This is a genomic window from Streptomyces sp. NPDC002825 (genome assembly GCF_040295385.1).
Classification (GTDB): domain Bacteria; phylum Actinomycetota; class Actinomycetes; order Streptomycetales; family Streptomycetaceae; genus Streptomyces.
The window spans coordinates 91854-109639 of record NZ_JBEOVH010000018.1 but is presented as its reverse complement, the minus strand read 5'-3'; the positions used below and the strand labels follow the sequence as shown (position 1 = coordinate 109639).

General features: G+C 69.4%; 18 protein-coding genes. 12 read left to right on the top strand and 6 right to left on the bottom strand.

Going from position 1 to position 17786, the window contains the following annotated elements; all coding sequences use genetic code 11:
- Positions 1-54 precede the first annotated feature (54 nt).
- Positions 55-717, top strand: coding sequence for an ATP-binding protein (locus ABT041_RS39075; protein ID WP_502976577.1), 663 nt, complete (start codon positions 55-57; stop codon positions 715-717).
- 233 nt (positions 718-950) lie between these two features.
- A complete protein-coding gene (locus ABT041_RS23040) occupies positions 951-1418 on the top strand; it encodes an NUDIX hydrolase (protein WP_351187351.1) in 468 nt (155 codons plus the stop codon).
- 128 nt (positions 1419-1546) lie between these two features.
- On the opposite strand, the gene ABT041_RS23035 is transcribed toward ABT041_RS23040, so the two are convergent.
- Entirely contained in the window at positions 1547-1852 is a 306-nt protein-coding gene (locus ABT041_RS23035) for a hypothetical protein (RefSeq protein ID WP_351187271.1), read from the bottom strand.
- Positions 1853-2507: 655 nt separating this feature from the next.
- Between ABT041_RS23035 and ABT041_RS23030 the strand changes: the two genes are divergently transcribed.
- From ABT041_RS23030 to ABT041_RS23015, 4 genes are all read left to right on the top strand, one after another.
- Complete coding sequence (locus tag ABT041_RS23030; RefSeq protein WP_351187269.1) at positions 2508-3257, top strand: KpnI family restriction enzyme N-terminal domain-containing protein; 750 nt, start codon at positions 2508-2510, stop codon at positions 3255-3257.
- Positions 3258-3280: 23 nt separating this feature from the next.
- Complete coding sequence (locus ABT041_RS23025) at positions 3281-4708, top strand: hypothetical protein (protein ID WP_351187267.1); 1428 nt, start codon at positions 3281-3283, stop codon at positions 4706-4708.
- Positions 4705-6531 carry a DEAD/DEAH box helicase gene (locus ABT041_RS23020; protein WP_351187265.1) on the top strand — a complete coding sequence of 609 codons (1827 nt, stop codon included), beginning with the start codon at positions 4705-4707 and terminating at the stop codon, positions 6529-6531. The genes ABT041_RS23025 and ABT041_RS23020 overlap by 4 nt, the downstream gene beginning before the upstream one ends.
- Positions 6532-6771: 240 nt before the next feature.
- Entirely contained in the window at positions 6772-7935 is a 1164-nt protein-coding gene (locus tag ABT041_RS23015) for a DNA cytosine methyltransferase (RefSeq protein WP_351187263.1), read from the top strand.
- Here ABT041_RS23015 and ABT041_RS23010 read toward each other — a convergent pair.
- The 3 genes from ABT041_RS23010 to ABT041_RS23000 form a co-directional block, all read right to left on the bottom strand.
- The gene (locus ABT041_RS23010) at positions 7932-8384 is read right to left on the bottom strand and encodes a very short patch repair endonuclease (protein ID WP_351187261.1); all 453 of its coding nucleotides are present in this window, start codon (positions 8382-8384) and stop codon (positions 7932-7934) included. The two genes, ABT041_RS23015 and ABT041_RS23010, sit on opposite strands and share 4 nt — an antisense overlap.
- Positions 8381-9136, bottom strand: a complete 756-nt coding sequence (locus ABT041_RS23005) for an HNH endonuclease (protein ID WP_351187349.1) — start codon at positions 9134-9136, stop codon at positions 8381-8383. Before ABT041_RS23005 ends, ABT041_RS23010 begins: the two co-directional genes overlap by 4 nt.
- A 216-nt stretch (positions 9137-9352) precedes the next feature.
- Positions 9353-10348 carry an SEC-C metal-binding domain-containing protein gene (locus ABT041_RS23000; RefSeq protein WP_351187259.1) on the bottom strand — a complete coding sequence of 332 codons (996 nt, stop codon included), beginning with the start codon at positions 10346-10348 and terminating at the stop codon, positions 9353-9355.
- Positions 10349-10411: 63 nt separating this feature from the next.
- Here ABT041_RS23000 and ABT041_RS22995 point away from each other — a divergent pair, with 63 nt between their 5' ends.
- Complete coding sequence (locus ABT041_RS22995) at positions 10412-11218, top strand: class E sortase (protein ID WP_351187257.1); 807 nt, start codon at positions 10412-10414, stop codon at positions 11216-11218.
- Here the strand turns inward: ABT041_RS22995 and ABT041_RS22990 are convergent, their stop codons facing one another.
- Entirely contained in the window at positions 11219-12580 is a 1362-nt protein-coding gene (locus ABT041_RS22990) for an MFS transporter (protein WP_351187255.1), read from the bottom strand.
- A 90-nt stretch (positions 12581-12670) separates the two neighbouring features.
- Here ABT041_RS22990 and ABT041_RS22985 point away from each other — a divergent pair, with 90 nt between their 5' ends.
- The 4 genes from ABT041_RS22985 to ABT041_RS22970 all read left to right on the top strand — a co-directional run bounded on the left by ABT041_RS22985 (position 12671) and on the right by ABT041_RS22970 (position 15392).
- A complete protein-coding gene (locus ABT041_RS22985; protein WP_351187253.1) occupies positions 12671-13201 on the top strand; it encodes a winged helix-turn-helix transcriptional regulator in 531 nt (176 codons plus the stop codon).
- An 86-nt stretch (positions 13202-13287) separates the two neighbouring features.
- Complete coding sequence (locus tag ABT041_RS22980) at positions 13288-13584, top strand: DUF6412 domain-containing protein (protein ID WP_351187251.1); 297 nt, start codon at positions 13288-13290, stop codon at positions 13582-13584.
- Positions 13585-13676: 92 nt separating this feature from the next.
- Positions 13677-14396 (top strand): YidC/Oxa1 family membrane protein insertase, encoded by a 720-nt coding sequence (locus tag ABT041_RS22975; protein WP_351187249.1) that lies wholly within the window; start codon positions 13677-13679, stop codon positions 14394-14396.
- A 138-nt stretch (positions 14397-14534) separates the two neighbouring features.
- Positions 14535-15392 carry a fumarylacetoacetate hydrolase family protein gene (locus ABT041_RS22970; protein ID WP_351187247.1) on the top strand — a complete coding sequence of 286 codons (858 nt, stop codon included), beginning with the start codon at positions 14535-14537 and terminating at the stop codon, positions 15390-15392.
- A 164-nt stretch (positions 15393-15556) separates the two neighbouring features.
- Here the strand turns inward: ABT041_RS22970 and ABT041_RS22965 are convergent, their stop codons facing one another.
- The gene (locus tag ABT041_RS22965; RefSeq protein WP_351187245.1) at positions 15557-16651 is read right to left on the bottom strand and encodes a Gfo/Idh/MocA family protein; all 1095 of its coding nucleotides are present in this window, start codon (positions 16649-16651) and stop codon (positions 15557-15559) included.
- A 77-nt stretch (positions 16652-16728) separates the two neighbouring features.
- On the opposite strand from ABT041_RS22965, the gene ABT041_RS22960 reads away from it, so the two are divergent.
- Positions 16729-17775, top strand: a complete 1047-nt coding sequence (locus ABT041_RS22960) for an ROK family transcriptional regulator (protein WP_502976580.1) — start codon at positions 16729-16731, stop codon at positions 17773-17775.
- Positions 17776-17786: the final 11 nt, after the last annotated feature.

Here is a 17786-nt window from a genome sequence, read left to right as displayed (position 1 = left end):
GTTCACAAGAGAACAACCTTTGACGGGTTTGACGGCATCGGGGCCTCGACGGGGATGCCCACCCATCGCGAATCACGGTTCGCTGAGAGAACACGAAACCACCAACCGACAGCGACGGGAGGGCAACTGGTGACTTTCAGCCACGTGGGTGACGAGGAAGACCAGGCGACTGCGATGTCGCCATCTGCGACGCCGATCTCCTTCCCTCCGCGTCCCCAGCGGGTTGTCGCAGAGCGCTGTGGGGACAAGGAGATGCGTGGACGTGAGGAGCCCGCACCCCCTCCCATCGGCATCCTTGCCGCTGCGGCTGTCACGTCTTTTCCGACGGGCCACCCTGCCTACTCGCAGAGCCTTCCGCGCGAGGCGCGGAGCGCAGCAGTCGCTCGCCGGCTGGTCCGCACGGCGCTGACTGTCTGGGGCCTGGACTCGTTGACGGAGGACGCCCTGCTCGTGATCACCGAGCTGGTCGCGAACGCGGTGGACCACGGTCGACTCCCGTCGATCCGAGTGATCGTCTCCCGGCCTTACGTGAACGGGGTTCGCGTAGGCGTGGTCGACCGCTCGAGGACCCTCCCGACCCTGAGGGTAGACGCGGGCGACGACCGTCTCCGGGGGCGGGGTCTGGTCCTGGTCGACGCGCTCACGCAGGAGTGGGGGACCGAGCTGTACCGATGGGGCAAGCAGGTCTGGGCCGAGCTGAAAGAGGACGACGCGTGAAGGACGGGAAGCCCTGGGTGGGCGATCAGGTGCACGACGAGGCCACCAACAGGAAGGCCATTGTGACCGACGTCCGAGGAGGCTCCGTGTACGTCCTGCGCCATGTCTGGGGCGGCGGCGACACCTGGGAGGCCGAGGACCCCGAGAAGCTCACGGTGACGGAGCCGGCCGGCGGGTGGAGGCACGAGGCAGCCGGGACACCGAATCGGCCCGCGCAGAAGGGACAACTGCATCTGGGTCGAGCCGAGTACTACAACGACCCCGACGCACCCAAGGCCAACACCCTCATCCCTGCGAGCAACCTCCTGGTAGTCGACGAAAGCGGCGCCATCCTCCTCCAGCGCCGCCGTGACACCGGCCAATGGGCCCTACCCGGGGGCGCCCAGGACATCGGCGAGACGGCTGCGGAGTGCGCGGTACGCGAATGCCTGGAGGAGACGGGGATCGCCGCCGAGATCACGGGCTTCCTCGGCATCTACACCAACCCCCGGCACATCGTGGCGTACGCCGACGGCGAGATCCGCCAGCAGTACGGGAACACATACATCGGCCGCCCCACAGGCGGGGAGCCCACCATCGACGACGAGGGCGACGGCGTCCGCTTCGTCCACCCCGCCGACCTCGACGCGTACGACATCCACCCGAGCATGCGCCAACAGATCAGCGACTACCTGGTCGGCGCCTACCCCTACCTCGGCTGAGCTGCCCGCCGCCTCCGTCCGCCCCACGGCGCCGGAGATCTTCGGCGCCGCGGGGCGGACGGACCTTCCAAACACCCGTTGCTGTCGGTCAGGAATGGCCATGGCCGTTCCCAACGTGTCGTTCCCTGTCAGGTTTGCGCTGGCGGCCGCGCAAGAGAGGCGCGGAGGATCGCGCCGGCATCATCTGGGAGACCCAGGGCATGTAGTTCGACCGCGATGCGCATGACATCCTCTTCAGCAAGGCTTCTGCCGCTGATGCCGATAGCCGTGTCCGCAAGATCATCCTGTCCATCGCGCAGCAGGGCGATCGAGGCCGCGCTCTCCAGGGGTGTCAGCGACGTCGAGGCGTGCTGGATCAGGGCAACCGCATAGCCGGCCTTTCCCCTTCTGTAGAGGGCGGCGGCGCTGGCTGCGAGCTGGTGAGCTGCAGCCACATCGCGCGCTCTCCGCTGCCGGTCCCCCGCTGAAGGGGGGACCGGCAGGGGGCCACGCGGCGGTGGCTCGGCCTGATTTCGCGCATCTGTGATGGCTGGTTGCGGGGAACTCAGAGGGGGCTGCTGGGCAAGAAGCCGGCCGTTCTCGCCCCGAAGGCGTTCGTTCTCGCTCCGCAAGGGGCCACAGCTACGGCACAGGGTTGCCTCAGCGGACGCATGGAGATCACGGAGTTCTGCGACGGGGATTACAACGGCACCCGGCCTCGCCCGCTGGACAGCGAGTTCTCGGAGCAGGAGAAGGAAGGCAAGGGGCGGTTTACGGCGGCCGCTGCGATAGCGGGACATCTCGCTCGGGTCCTTCTGCCAGTTGTGCGCTGCCAAGAGCTCCGACGCCTGAGCCAGCGTCTGTACGGCCAGATGCTCGTAGAGAACGGCTACTGCCTGGGCGAGTGCTCTTCTGCCCGGCGGCAGGTCTGCTCCCGTCGTGCCTGTCCTGCTTCTTTCCGCCATCGCCACCCCCGTCGACCGGATGCAATCCATTGTGCAGCAAAGGAATTTGACTTCCTTGCGCGCAAAGCCAGCAGGGGATGGACGGCGCCTTCGTGAGCCGTGCTGAATGGATGGGTCAGCCGGAAGCCGAGCAGGGCGGGCCCACGTGGTGCCCGTGCTGCCTGGTGACAGGCTTTCCAAGGGGTCCGTTGAGCGGAGGTTGCAAGTGGCAGTGCCGTCGTGGCTCGACAAGACGTTTGGCAGCAAGGTGCGTGCCGGCCTTTGGCTGGTGTCGGAGGTGGGGGAAGGCAACGTCTTCACCAAGGGGCAGTTGCGGGCCGCGTTCCCGGACGTGGCGCAGATCGACCGGCGGGTGCGCGACCTGCGGGATCACGACTGGCAGATCGATACGCGGCGCGAGGATGAGTCGCTCCATCTTGACGAGCAGCGCTTCGTGAAGAGGGGGGCCGATGTCTGGCTTCCCGGCCATTCGAAGTCGCCGAAGGAGAAGTCCGGGCTGACGTCAGCTCAGCGGACCAAGGTTCTGGCCGCTGACAGCTTCCTCTGTCGGTCCTGCGGCATCGGTGCGGGTGAGTCCTTCGGGGATGGCGGCCAGGACGCTCAGCTGGATGTGGCGCGGCGTCAGGTCCAGCTTCCCGACGGTACGTCGGAGACCCAGCTCGTCACCGAGTGCAACAGGTGCAGGGTGGGCGGCCGTAACCGTCAGGTCGATCTGCCCGGCATCCTGGGCCGCCTTGAGGGTCTGACTCCGCTGGAGCGGGACGTGTTCATCGGGTGGCTGAACGCCGACCGCCGTGACCCCAGCCCGTTGGAGCGGCTGTGGGGCGAGTACCGCACCCTGCCTGAGGTTGCCCGCGATGCGGTGCGGGACGCTGTGTACGGCCTGGGCAAGTAGCAACGAGGGGAGTGAGCAACCAAATGAAGCAGGAATTTCCGACGCCGCCACGCGCCGCCGAGTTCAGCGAGCTGGTCAGGAGGCGGCTTGAAGATGTGAAGAGCGCCGGCGGCACTCGCGAGACGGTCACCGTGGACTGGAATGGCCAGGCGCTTCACTGCGAGGTGATCGACTGCCCCATCGGCTCCGTCTTCTACAACCCCGGCACGCACCGCATCCGGGCGCAGCGCAGCCATGATCCGGCCAAGGATGCAGCCCTTGCCGCGGACCCCTGGAAGGGAGCCAGCCAGGAGTACCTGCAGTTCCTTCTGCAGGCTGACCCGGCCGATCCCAACCGCAGGGACCCGGATTTCGACAAGCTGAAGGAAAGTCTCGATCAGTTCGGACAGAACGACCCGGGCCTCATCACGCACCACGGCATTCTCGTCAACGGCAACACGCGTACGGCGGCACTGCGCGAGCTGGGCCAGCAGACGATGCGCGTGGGCGTCCTGCCTGAGTGGTTCACCTGGGACGACATCAACTCCGTTGAGCTGGCGCTGCAGCTTCGCCGGGATCACCGGCGGGACTACTCGTACATCAACCGTCTGCTTGCCATGGAGGAGCAGGCCGGCCTCGGCAGGACGCCTGACGCGATTGCGAAGGAGTTCCGCATCCGGCCGTCTACCTACCACCAGGAGCGCTGGATCCTCGCCACGATCCGCGAGCAGATCTCGCGCAGCGCGAACGGCGACGTGCCTGGGCTACGGCTTGTCGACTTCGAGGATCATCAGGAGAAGCTCAAGGAGCTCCACCGCGCGTACGAGAAGCTGGCCGCGGTCGACCCTGACCGTGCGGATGTGCTGAAGGAACTTCGCATGGCAGCCATCGTCATGGGCTTCGCCAAGACGGACGTTCGGCACATCGATGAGGGCTTCCGGGACCGGTTCCTGTCCCGCACGATGTCGCCGGGCTTCATTGAGCCGGCGGGCGAGCAGGCAGCTGTGTCCGTGCCGGGGCTGGGCGGCGTGACGCTTCCTGGTGCTTCCTCTGCGGTCTCGGCCGCCCGCGCCCTGAACGACAAGGTGCTTCGCGCGAAGGCGACGGCCGGCGCCTCAAGCGAGGTTGCCTCGGATCAGGACAGGAAACGGGCTCAGGACGTCTTCCAGGAAGCACGCGAAGCCTTTGATCAGGCGATTGACGCGGCGGGCCGTGAGGCCAGGCTCAAAAAGAGGAAGCAGATGGCGCCCGCCAGGATCGCGGACGCTTGTGCCGACATCGACCAGAGCGTTGTGGAGCTCGTGCAGGCACGGGCATCACGCAGCCTCGACGAGGAAGCGCTCGACGAGGCTGTACTGAAGTTGCGCGAGAGCCTGCGCAAGCTCGCCCAACAGGCGGGGCGCGGCGCAGCGACTCCTGGTGACGGTGTGGCCTGGCTCATCGAAGCCGTTGCCCTGGAGACCTCGGGATGAGCGATCTCACCGGAGGGACGTCGCTCCGTCTCGAATTCGATGAGACACGTACGAAGGTCGTCTTCCGGACCACCAAGGAGTACCGCGACGAACTCGTCCAGCTGGCCGCCCGTTTCCGCTCGGGCGGCCAGCTCAGCCCCGTAGCCGCCGTGGTCGAGCTCAACGACCTGCTGGGAGGTCTGGGCGCCCTCTCGTCCTGGTCGGACGCGTCCGGTGTCGAGTGGGCCCCCGAGCTTCAGGAGCTGGTCGTCGGCGTCCTTCAGGACGCACAGGCGGTCAAGCAGCGCCTGGATGCGCCGCATCAGACGGGGGAGATCCAGCCCGATGAGGTCCCCTTCCTCCTGGGAGAGGAGTGGAAGGCGGATCTCAGTGACTTCCAGCGCCGTGATGTCGCCAAACTGCTCGCGCTTCAGCACGGCGCCAACTTCAGCGTTCCCGGCGCTGGCAAGACACGTGTGGGCCTGGCTGTCTATGCCAGTCAGAAGGCGCAGGGGAAGGCCAGTCGGCTGCTCATCGTCTGCCCGAAGTCCGCATACGAAGCATGGCAGTACGAGAGCGCGGTCTGCTTCCGCCATGCGCTGCGCACGGACATCCTCGGCAGGTCCTACGACCAGTGGGCAGAGGTGCTCATCGTGAACTATGAGCGGCTGGACCGGTCGCTCACGATGCTGGCTGCCTGGCTGAAGGCTGAGCCTTCGATGATCATTCTTGATGAGGCGCACCGCATGAAGCTAGGAGCGCGGGGCACCTACGGCGCCGCCTGTATGGCTCTCGGGCCGCTTGCCCGGCGGAGGCTGATTCTCACCGGTACACCGGCTCCCAACGGAGCAAAGGACTTGGAGAATCTGCTCGGTTTCGTCTGGCCTGGGCATGGCCAGCGAGCGGTCACGCAAGCGGTGTCCGGCGGTGACCTGGCGTATGCCAGTACCGTCCTGCGGCCACTGTTCACTCGTACGACCAAACAGGAGCTCGGTCTCCCTCCTATGTCGCTCCAGATGCGATACGTGGACATGCCGCCGCTCCACGAGGAGATCTACGCTTCGCTGGTCGGGGGTGAGGCGAGTGGCGCGGCGCGCGAGGATCTCAGCGCGCTGGGGAAGACGGCGCTGCGGCTGCTCATGGCCGCGGTGTGCCCCGCGCTGCTGACCGAGGGGGCAAACCGGTATGACCCGCTTGCCTATCAGCTCCCGCCGCTGGAAGTGCCGCAGGGTAGCTCGCTGTACACCCTGATGCAGAACCTTCCTGACCATGAGATGTCGCCCAAGTATCAGGAAGCGGCTCTCATTGTGGCGGAGAATGCAGAAAAAGGACGGAAAACGCTTGTCTGGACGACTTTCGTTCGAAGCCTTGCCACTCTTGAGAAGCTACTCGGGAAGTTCGGTCCTGCGGTTGTGTACGGCGGAACCCCCGACAGGGAAGAGCAGCTGCGTCGCTTCCGTGAGGATCCGGACTGCATGGTGCTGATTTCCAATCCTGCCACCCTGGGTGAAGGCATCAGCCTGCACCAGGTGTGCCATGACGCCGTCTACGTGGACCGCGACTTCATGGCTGGCCGTTTCCTCCAGAGCATGGACCGGATCCACCGTCTTGGGCTGTCTCCTGGGACCGAAACGAATGCCACGGTGCTCGTGGCCCGCAATACGGTCGATGAGGTGGTGATGACGAGGCTGGAGCAGAAGCTTGATTTCATGGGGAGGATCCTGGACGACCCCTCGGTGCAGCAGCTCGCCGACCTCGAAGAGGAGCCGGCAGTGGCTGCCGGGCTGGCGCCGAGCGACATGGCGGCCTTGTTGAGTCACATGGGGCTGCCGGCCGCCAGATGACGGGGCGCGCCGACTGCGAAGCCGCTCGCCGCCGTAGGACGCATAGGGGTATGAAGCAGCCGTGGCGTGGCCATGGCGCGTGGTGGCCATCCCTGCCCCTGTGCGGCGCTGGCGCGGGAGGAGCAAGGCAGTAAGTGTCACGCTGGGGCCAGTCGGGCTGGGAGACTGTAGCGACGCCGGGGATGTCACTGGCGGATGCGACACTTGCGTGTCTGCAGTCAGTCACACCAGGAGGCTTCGATGAGTTCCAGCGGTCAGCCGCTGACGTCGATTGAGATCTGCGCGGGGGCAGGGGGTCAGGCTGTTGGCCTGCACAGGGCCGGGTTCCGTCACCTTGCGCTTGTTGAGATCGATACGCATGCAGCGAAGACGCTGGAGCTCAACGTCATCGAGGGTAAGCGCTGGGGAGCCGATGTTGCGGCAGAGTGCGATGTCCTTGAGATGGACGTGACAAAATTCAGCCCTGCTGAGCATCTCAAGAAGTTCAACGCGCGCATGAAGCGCCCTATCGCGGAGAAGGAGCTTGGGCTTCTCGCGGGAGGTGTCCCCTGTCCTCCGTTTTCCGTGGCGGGAAAGCAGCTGGGCCGGGATGATGAGCGAGATCTTTTTCCGACGATGCTTGATCTCGTTGAAGAGCTGAAGCCCCGCGCGGTGATGATTGAGAATGTCGCCGGATTGGTCAAGCCGCGGGAAAAGTTCTTTGAGTACCGCGAGGAAATCAAGCAGCGTCTTCGTGCTGCGGGATATGTGGTCTGCGGCTGGAGGCTTCTTGAGGCTGCCGACTACGGAGTCCCTCAGCTGCGGCCCAGGGCCATTCTCGTCGCCATTCGAGAGGATCAGTACAGAGGTTTCGACTGGCCGGCCCCCAGGGCGGAACGGGTTTCGGTGGCCACGGTTCTTGAGGAGTCCATGAAGCGTCGCTTCGTCGATGCCGGCCGCCCTGATGACTTCGACAAGTGGCTGGATGATGCCAGCGGTGGGGGTGTGGCTCCCACGCTTGTCGGCGGCTCTAAGAAGCATGGTGGGGCTGACCTCGGCCCCACTCGGGCGAAAAGGGCGTGGGCCGCGCTCGGCGTGAACGGCATGGGTGTTGCCAACGATGAGCACGAAGTAAACCTAGAGCGAGACCTCGGAAATCCCCAGAAGGGGATCGGTCCCATGCTGACTGTGGAGCAGGCGGCGATGATCCAGGGCTTTCCGGGGAAGGATGAGTGGGAGTTCGCTGGCCGGAAGACTGCGCGGTACCGCCAGGTGGGTAACGCTTTCCCGCCCCTGGTGGCCGAGGCCGTCGGCCGTGCGATCAAGGAAGCTCTGGAACGCCAGGGTGCTGTGCTCGCCCCCCCGACCGGAGACCTGGAGCCCGACGGCACGACGTGGGAGTCGGCTCAGAGCACCCTTGTCTAAACCGCCTGCCGCCTTCGGGTGACGGTTTGCGCGATCTCCTCAGCGCATTCCTCCGCTGCCGCGTGCTCCCAGAAGCGGAGTACTAGCCATCCTGCAGCTGTGAGCCGTTGGTCGGTATCGCGATCCCGGGCCATGTTCCCTTCAACCTTCTTCGACCAGTAGCCGGAGTTGGTTTTGGGCGGAACGTAGTGATCAGGGCAGCCGTGCCAGTAGCAGCCGTCGATGAAGACGGCCACCTTCGCCGGACGGAAGACCATGTCTGCTGTCCGGCGAAGCTCCGGAAGCGGCTTGGCCGCTACTCGGTAGCGGAGCCCCCGGGCATGGACAAGGCGGCGGATCAGCTGCTCGGGTTTGGTGTCCCTGCTTCGGATGGCCTGCATGTTGCGCCGTCGCGCAGCGGACGATGCCCAGGAGCCTGCCGGGGGCACCCAGGGTTCGGGGCTGCTCACGTTTCTCTTTCTTGAGCGTCCGTCGTTTGGGCTTCCAAGCGGCGAGCTTGCTTACGCGCATGCTCCATCCTGGCGATGGCTGCTTTAGGGCCGCCAGGTGGCCAAGGCTCCCAGCTGTCCAACCGGTAGAACGAAAGCGAGCGCCGTCCTTCTTTCCGCCTGGAGTTCTTTATCTTCCAGCCTAGCGCTCGAAGTTCCCGCATGCGCTTTGTGGGATCTCCGTGATTTTCTTCCCTGGCGACGAGCGCTATGAGCTCCTTGGGCACTTCTATGCCCTCCAAAGCCTTCAGTAGCTCACCGATCCGGAGATGGGCATCGGGCAGGCTGAGTGAAACGCGCAGCGCCTCGGCGTTCTCCTCGTGATCGGAGAAAAGGGCTTGCTTGGCGTGGTTGTCTTCTTCGCAAAGCGGCTGGAGGTTGTCAGCTTCGTTCGATCCGCCGAGCTCAAGCGGGATCTTGTGATCGATCACAAGCTTGACGTGGTCATCCTTGGGAGTCCGTCCACAGGCCGCACAGCGGTATCCATACGTGTGCAGCGTAAGCGCACGGTCGGAAGCCCGCGGGGCCCTTCGCGCTGTTCGCTGATCAGCGTCGGGGCGCCAGCCCCTCAGCACGTAGGTGAAGCGTTGGCGGTGATCAGGGTCCCGGACAGCGGAAACCAGGAAAAAGGTTCGCAGTGAACGAAGCCGACGGTCCAGCTGAAGGTTGGACTTTCCACTCAGTGAACGGACGCGCCCCCTGATCTCTCCCATGGGAAGTGGCGTGCTCCGGGCGTCGTAGAGCACGCGGTAGACCGTGCGGGTTTCCGCGTCGGAGACCAAGCCGTGCAGCTCGGCACTGTCCGGGAGAGGCAGAGGGCGTGTCTCGGTCTCGGGAGGCATGACGTCCAGAGGTTTCAGGGGCCGGCGAAAGACGACTCCATCATTGCTTAGGGCAGTTGTCCCGAGGCAAGGCCCCCAGGCTAGGCCTCACTCCGCCCCGTGGCACTCCCCATAAGTCCGCCCCGACCCGCACCAACACTCCGCCGCCCGGGCCGGGGGCCAGGCCGTTGCTCGGGCTCTGGCTGCCAGGGTTGTGGCGTACTGGGGGAGGAGGTCCGCGTTCGACGGGTGGGTGGATTCTGAGGCGGCGAAGGCTTCGTAGGAGGGGACCGTCGCTCGGACGATGCCCAGGTTCGGGGTGCCGGCCGCGGCCAGTTCGCGGAGGGACGCCTCGATGTCCGTCAGGTGCGCGCGGTACGTGGGGTACTCCGCCTCCAGTTCCGGGTAGGCCGCCAGGAGTTCGTCCAGTTCCCGTTCCGGCCAGTGCAGGACCGCCACCGGGAACGGGCGGGAGAGGGCCGTGCGGTACGTGCCCAGTTCCGAGCGGAGGCGGGTGATCTCCGCCTGGAGTTCCGCCGGGTCCGACGAGCCCAGCGACCACAGGCGCTTCGGGTCGTGGAGTTCGTCCAGCCCCACCGTGCCCGCGTGCAGGCGGTCCGCCCGGACGTCCCAGGCGTCGTGGTCCCGTGCCAGCATGCGGCGGATCCGGTGGCGGGTGATCAGGAGCGACACGGTTGCGTGGGGGAGGTCGTCCGGACCCGCCAGGAGCGTCGCCGCCTCCGACAGGGTCGACTCCGCTGCTTCCAGTTCGTCGTGCGCTTCCAGCGTTTCCGCCGTGATCTCCCAGGGCAGGGCGTCCTTCGGCTTCGCCCGCCGCACGCCCTCGATGATCGCCCGCGCCTCGGCCTCGTGCCCGTACTCCCACAGGTTCGCCGCCTTCAGCGCCCTGATCAGGTGCGGGTTCGCCGGCTTCCCCGTGAGGAGCTCGTCGTACAGGGCCGTGGCCCCCTCGCGGTCTCCCGCCAGTTCGCGGTGGGCCGCGGCCTGGAGGTACAGGGGCTCCCGGTCTCCCGGGTACTGCGCTGCCGTGCGCAGCAGACGCTCGGCTTCGGTGGTGTGGGCGGCAGGCGTGTCTGGGCGCATGCCCTCCACCGTACTGCTGTACGGGCCTGGAGAGTTGGCGCCTCAGCGCTTATCGTGCCCCGCGTGCGCGTCACGCAACGGCAGCGGGTGCCGGTCGTCGTCCAGACGGGAGGACGATCTCGTACGAGCGCCCGCGCGCTGTGGCTGGCCGCCGAGACCGTCGTCACCTGCGGGGTTCTCATCCTGCTTCTCGTCGCCCATCAGCTCTGGTGGACCAACCGGGAGGCCCGCGCCGAGGCACTCGACCAGGTGCGCGTCCTGGAGCGGGAGTGGGACATCTCTCCCCCCGGTGCTGATGTTGCGCCTGATGTCCCTGGTGTGCCTGGTGTGTCCGAGTCGCCTGACGCGGTCCGTGAGGCTGATGCGTCTGCGGCCCCTTCCGCTTCCTCGCCCGCCGTCGGCGTACCCCGGGCCAACCCCGCGCCCTCCGCCGCCTTCGCCGTTCTCCGTGTCCCGCGGCTCGGGCTCACCGTCCCCGTCGCCGAAGGCGTCTCCAAGCGGTCCGTGCTCGACAAGGGGTACGTCGGGCACTACCCCGGGACCGGTGCGCCCGGGGGTGTGGGGAACTTCGCGCTGGCCGGGCACCGGAACACGCACGGTGAGCCGTTTCGGTACATCAACCGGCTCGGTGCTGGGGATCGGATTCTCCTGCGTACGCGTGCGCGTACCTATGTGTATCGCGTCGATCTTGTGCTGGCTTCCACTTCGCCCCGTGACGTCGGGGTCATTCGTGCCGTTCCGCGGTCCCTCGTCAGGCCCTCCTACGGGTACTCCGACCCCGGCGCCTATCTCACCCTCACCACCTGCACCCCCGAGTTCAGCAGTGCCTACCGGCTCGTCGTCTGGGCGAAGCTCGTCTCCGCCGGGTGATCAGCGGCGTCCCAGTGCGAGCGTGAGCGCGCCGCCCGTGAGGGCCAGGGCCGCCGAGACCAGGAGCGCCGTGTCCGTGCCCGTCGTCACCAGGGCCAGCGTCAGGGCCACGCCCGCCGAGGAGCCGATGTAGCGGGCGGTGTTGTTGGCGCCCGAGCCCATCGCCGCCTGCTCCGGCGGTACGGAGTCGACCGCCAGTCGGGGCAGGGCCGCGTTCAGGAGGCCGCTGCCCGCGCCCGCCAGCAGGAGGCCCGGCAGGAGGCGCGGCCAGGGGCCTTCGAGACCGCCGAGCAGGGCGAGTACGCCCGCCGCCGACAGGGTGAAGCCCAGCGCCAGTTGGTGCGCGGCGGAGAGCCGGCCGGCCAGGCGGCGGGCCTGCAGTGCTGCCACGAACGCCGTGCCCGACCAGAGCAGGAACAGGCACGCCGAGGCCAGCGGCGACATCCCCGCCCCGCCTTGCAGCAGCGCGGGCACCACGCTGAACAGGCCGATCACCGCCAGGCCCGTGAAGAGCGCGCCCAGCGTCGACGCCAGGAAGGCCGGCCTCCGCAGCAGCGCCAGGTCGATCATGGGCGTACGGCTCCGGTGCTCGACGGCCACGAAGAGGGCCGTCAGGGCGGCGGCCGCGAGGAGCAGCAGGCCCACCGGGGGCCGCAGCCAGCCGTCCCGGCCCAGGGTCAGGGCCGTGAGCAGGGCCGCCACGGCCAGGCCGAGGGTGAGTGCGCCCGCGAGGTCGGGGCGTGCCTTGGCGGCCGGGTTCTTCGTCTCCTTCGCCAGCGTCCGCGTTCCCGCTGCCGCCGTCAGCAGCGCCGCCGCCCCCAGCGCCCCGTACGCCAGGCGCCAGTCCGCCAGGCTCAGCGCGCCCGCGAGGAGGGGGCCCAGCGCGATGCCGCCGCTGACGGACGCGCCCCAGATCCCGGTGGCCCTGATCCGGTCCCGGCCCGCCGGGTACGCGTGGGCGAGCAGGCCCAGGCTGCCCGCGAGGACGGCCGCGCCGGCCGCGCCCTGCGCGACGCGGGCCGCGGTGAAGGTGAGCGTCGTGCCGGCGAAGGCGCCGAGCGCGGTGGTGAGGCCGAGGGTGAACGTGCCCAGGAGGAAGATGCGGCGCCGTCCGTGCGCGTCCGCGAGGCTGCCGGCCACCAGGAGGAGGACGGCGAGGCCGAGCGGGGTGCCGTTGAGCAGCCAGGCCTGCGCCGAGGCCGGGGTCCCGAAGGCGGCGGCCATGTCCGGGAGGGTCAGCATCGGCGCGGTGTAGTTCATCAGCGCGACCGCGGTGGCGGCGGCCGTGACGGCGAGGGTCGCCCGGGGCCTGCCGGCGAGGGAGGGGGACCCGCGCCGGGGTGTGGTGGCGAGCTGGGGCATGGCAGGGACCTCCACCTGTCGGTTCGGTGAATGAACTCACGGTAGCAGGTCGGTTCGCTCAATGAACCCGGGATTTGTACGATGGGGGTCATGGCTCTCGGCAAGGACTACGCCCAGCAGCAGTGCTCCATCGCCCGCGCCCTCGAGGTCATCGGCGAACGCTGGACCCTGCTCGTCGTCCGCGACGTCTTCTACGGCGTCCGGCGCTACAACGACTTCCTCCTCCACCTCGGCATCCCCCGCGCCGTCCTCGCCGCCCGCCTCCAGGCCCTCGTCGAGGCCGGCGTCCTCGACCGGCGCCGCTACCAGGAGTCGCCCCCGCGCGACGAGTACGTCCTCACCGAACGCGGCATCGCCCTGTGGCCGGTCCTGCGCTCGCTCGGACGGTGGGGGCGCGAGGAGCTGCCCGGAGCCGTGCCCGTGCGCCACTTCCACCACGTCGACTGCGGCACCGAGCTCGGACCGTACGGCGACTGCCCGGCCTGCCGGGTCCCCGTGCACCCCGCCGACATCGAGATGCGGCCCGGCGCCGGAGTCGACCCGGACCCCGCCGACCCCGTCAGCCGCGCCCTCCTCCGGCCCCGCCGCCTCCTCGTCCCCCTGGAACACGCGCATTCCTGAGCGGTGCTCGTGCGTGGGAACTTCCGTGCCTTCCCGTGCGTCCTCTCCCTGAGACCGCGATGTCGAGAAGACGAGGAGGTGACGGGATGACGATCAGGGACCTGGTCCTGCGCTTCGTCGCGCCCCTGTTCTTCCTGCTCGCCCTCGCCGACCTCGTCCTGTCCGAGGGCGGCGGTCTCTCCGCCGCCTTCGCCCTCGCCGCGACCGGCCTCGTCCTCGCCCTCTTCGGTGCCCGTACGGCCCCCGCCGTGCCGCCCCACGCCATTCGCACCGCCATACGTGACCGCGAACGGCGCACCGCCTTCCTGCCCCAGCGCGACCCCGACGCCGCGGGCCGCCGCAGACCCCGAGCTCCCGGACGTCCCCTCCCGACGGCCGCGTAGGGAGCCCGCCCCACCAGGAAGCAGCACCTCTCGCGGATCCGTCATGCCGAATTCCCGCACCCCGGCACGACGAGACCCCACGGAGGGCTCCCTTGAACGTCTTCGCTTCCCTGGTCGAGCAGCTCGCCGACCTGCTCCGGCCGCTCTTCGCCACCACGGCCACGGCCGCCGCGATCGTCCTCTTCACCCTGCTCGTACGGCTCGCGATCCACCCGCTCTCCCGGGCCGCCGCCCGCGGCCAGAAGGCCCGCACCCGGCTCGCCCCGCAGCTCGCGGCCCTCCGCAAGAAGCACGCCAAGAACCCCGAACGGCTCCAGAAGGCGATCATGGAGCTGCACGCGAAGGAGAAGGTCTCGCCGCTCGCCGGCTGCCTGCCGAGCCTCCTCCAGGCGCCCGCGTTCATCCTGATGTACCACCTCTTCTCCAGCGGGCGGATGACCGGCCACAGCCTCTTCGCCGCCCCGCTCGGCGACCACTACGCCGACGCCCTCGCCGACGGGGGCGTGTTCGGCCCGGGCGGCCTGGTCTACCTCGTGCTCTTCGCGATCGTCGGCGCCGTCGCCACGTACAACTACCTCCGGGCCAGGCGGCAGCCCGCACCGGTCGCGGTGGACCCCGCCCAGCCGGGGGCCGGGGTGGCCGCGGGCCTCGCCCGGTACCTGCCGCTGCTCTCCTTCGCGACCCTGATCTCGGTCGCGGTCGTACCGCTGGCCGCCGCGCTCTACATCGTCACCAGCACCACGTGGACCGCCGTCGAGCGCGCCTTCCTCTACCGGGACATGCCTCAGGCCGCCCTGGTTACTCCCGCGTAAGGGTCCAGTGTGTGAACGGGGTCTTGCAGAGTGACCCTTTTGCTTGGAGGATCGACCAATCCTCCGATGGCCGCACTCCATCGGCCGGGGCACCCTCAGGGCCCTTCCCGGGCCCACCTCGACCACAGGGAGAAGACCATGAAGCTGCTGCGTGTCGGCCCGCCGGGAGCCGAGCGTCCCGCTCTGCTCGACCAGGACGGGACGCTCCGCGACCTGTCCGCCCTCGTCGACGACATCGACGGCAGTCTGCTCGCCGACGCCTCCGCCCTCGACCGCGTCCGCGGCGCGGCGGCCGCCGGCGTGCTGCCCGCGCTCGACGCCACCGGGCTGCGCGTCGGCCCGCCGGTCGCCCGGATCGGCAAGGTCGTGTGCATCGGGCTGAACTACCACGGGCACGCCGCCGAGACCGGCCAGGCCACCCCCGCCGAGCCCGTCGTCTTCCTCAAAGCCGCCGACACCGTCGTCGGCCCGGACGACACGGTGCTCGTACCGCGCGGCTCGGTGAAGACCGACTGGGAGGTGGAGCTCGCGATCGTCATCGGCCGCACCGCCCGCTACCTGGAGACCGACGAGGAGGCCCTCGCGCACGTCGCCGGTTACGCGGTCGCCCACGACGTCTCCGAGCGCGAGTTCCAGATCGAGCGCGGCGGCACCTGGGACAAGGGCAAGAACTGCGAGACCTTCAACCCGCTCGGCCCCTGGCTCGTCACCGCCGACGAGGTGCCGGACCCGCAGGACCTCGGTCTGAAGCTGTGGGTCAACGGCGAGCTCAAGCAGGACGGCCACACCTCGGACCAGATCTTCCCGGTCGCTGAGGTCGTCCGCTACGTCAGCCGGTTCATGACCCTCTACCCCGGCGACGTCATCAACACCGGCACGCCCGCGGGCGTCGCCATGGGCCAGCCCGAGCCCAAGCCGTACCTGCGTCCCGGCGACGTGGTCGAGCTGGAGGTCGAGGGCCTCGGCCGGCAGCGGCAGGAGCTCAAGGGCGCCTGACGGCAGTCGTCCGTGAGCCGCGTCTGACCGCACGGGTACGAAAGGGGCGACGCTCCGCGTGGAGCGTCGCCCCTTTCGTACCCTTTCCGCGCATTCCCCGATATGGAGAACATCGCGTGCCGGTGTTCGTCAGCCGTCGTCGGCGGGTGTGAGCCGGGCGGTCGTCACAGGGAGACCACGCGGCCCTCGCGGGCCGAGACGCGTGCCGCCTCCAGGACGTCGAGGGCGGCGGCCGCCTCGTGCGCGGTGACCGGGTTCGCGCCGGTGCCGCGCACCGCGGCGGCGACGGCCGCGTAGTACGCCGGGTAGTCGCCGGGCAGCGACTCGACCGGCGTGCCGCCGCCCGTCAGCGGCGACTCCCCGGCGCCGATCCGGCCCCAGAGCCCCTCGGGCTCGGCGCCCCAGACCGTGCCGGGCTCCGGCCGCAGGCCCGCGCGGAGGTCGGCCTCCTGGGGGTCGAGCCCGTACTTCACGAAGCCCGCACCCTGCCCGAGCACCCGGAAACGCGGGCCGAGCTGGGCGGTGGTGGCGCTCACGTACAGATGGGAGCGGACCCCGTTCGCGTGGGTGAGCGCGAGGAACGTGTCGTCGTCGGCCTCGGCGCCCGGCCGGCGCACGTCCGACTCGGCGTACACCGAGACCACCGGACCGAAGAGCACGAGCGCCTGGTCGACGACGTGGCTGCCCAGGTCGTACAGGAGCCCGCCGATCTCCTCGGGGGCGCCGGACTCGCGCCAGCCGCCCTTGAGCTGCGGCCGCCACCGCTCGAAGCGGGACTCGAAACGCTGGACCCTGCCGAGCGCGCCCTCGTCGAGGAGCCGGCGCAGGGTGCGGAAGTCGCTGTCCCAGCGGCGGTTCTGGAAGACCGAGAGCAGCAGGCCGCGTTCCTCGGCGAGCGCGGCGAGCCCGTGGGCCTCGGCGGCGGTCGCGGCGAGGGGCTTGTCGACGACGACCGGGAGGCCGGCCTCCAGGGCGGCCGTGGCGACGGCGACGTGCGTCTTGTTGGGGGAGGCGACGACGATCAGGTCGAGGTCGGCGGACGCGCCCCGCTCCCACAGCTCCTCGGGGCGGGCGGCGACCCGGACGCCGGGGTGGGCGGCGCGGGCCTCGGCGGCCCGCTCGGGGTTGCCGGTGGTGACGGCGGTGAGGACGAGGTCCTCCGAGGCGGCGATCAGCGGGGCGTGGAAGACGGAGCCCGCGAGGCCGTAGCCGACGAGTCCGACGCGGAGCGGGGTGCGGGGGTCGGTGCTGCCAGTCATGCCGTCCACTTAAGCAACGCTGTTGCCAAAGTGCAAGCGACCGCCACAATGGGGGAGTGAGGAAAGACCTGGTGGGAGTGAACGTTCCGGCCCTGCGCAGCCACAACGCGGCGCTCGTGCTCGACCTGCTGCGCACGGCGGGGGAGACGGGGATCAGCCGTCTGGAGCTGGCCGAGCGGACGGGGCTCACCCCGCAGGCCGTCAGCAAGATCACCGCGCGGCTCCGGGCGGAGGGCCTCGCCGCGGAGGCCGGCCACCGCGCCTCGACCGGCGGCAAGCCCCGTACGGTCCTGCGTCTGGTGCCCTCCGCCGCGTACGCCGTCGGGGTCCACCTCGACCGCGACGAGCTGACGGCCCTCCTGACCGACCTTTCGGGCAGGGTCCTCGAGGTGCGCCGCCGCCCGGTGGACCTGGGCGCGGGGGCGGAGCCGGTCCTGGACGCGGTGACGGAGGAGGTGCGGGCGCTGCTCGGCGCGGCCCCGTCCGGTGCGGAGGTCCTCGGCGTCGGCGTCGCCATGCCCGGCCCCCTCGACCACCGGGCGGGGGTGCCCGGCCGCGTCACCGGCTTCCCCGAGTGGGCCGGTCATCCCGTACGGGACGAGCTGACCGCGCGCCTCGGGCTGCCCGTCGTCCTCGACAAGGACACCAACGCCGCCGCGCTCGGCCTCGCCCTGCGCCCCGCCGCGCCCGGCTCCTTCGCCTACGTCCACCTCGGTACGGGGCTCGGTGCCGGCCTCGTCCTCGGCGGCGCGCCGCTGCGCGGGGACAGGACCGGGGCGGGCGAGCTCGGCCACCAGACCGTCCAGCTCGACGGACCGCCGTGCGGCTGCGGCGGGCGCGGCTGCCTGGAGGTCCTGTGCCTGGCGGCCGTCGCGCGCGGCGAACTCGCCGAGGCCGCGCGGATCCTGGGCACGGGCGCCGCCAACCTCGTCCGGCTCCTCGACATCGACCAGGTCCTCCTGGGCGGCCGGGCGGTGCTCGCAGCGCCGGAGGTCTTCGCGGCAGGGGTACGGGAGGTGCTGGGCGGCCTCGGCCTGACGGCCCCCGTGGGCCTCGCGACGGGGCGGGACGCGGTGGCGGAGGGCGCGGCATGGCTGACGCTGGCCCCGGTGTTCGGGAAGTAGCTCCGGTGTTC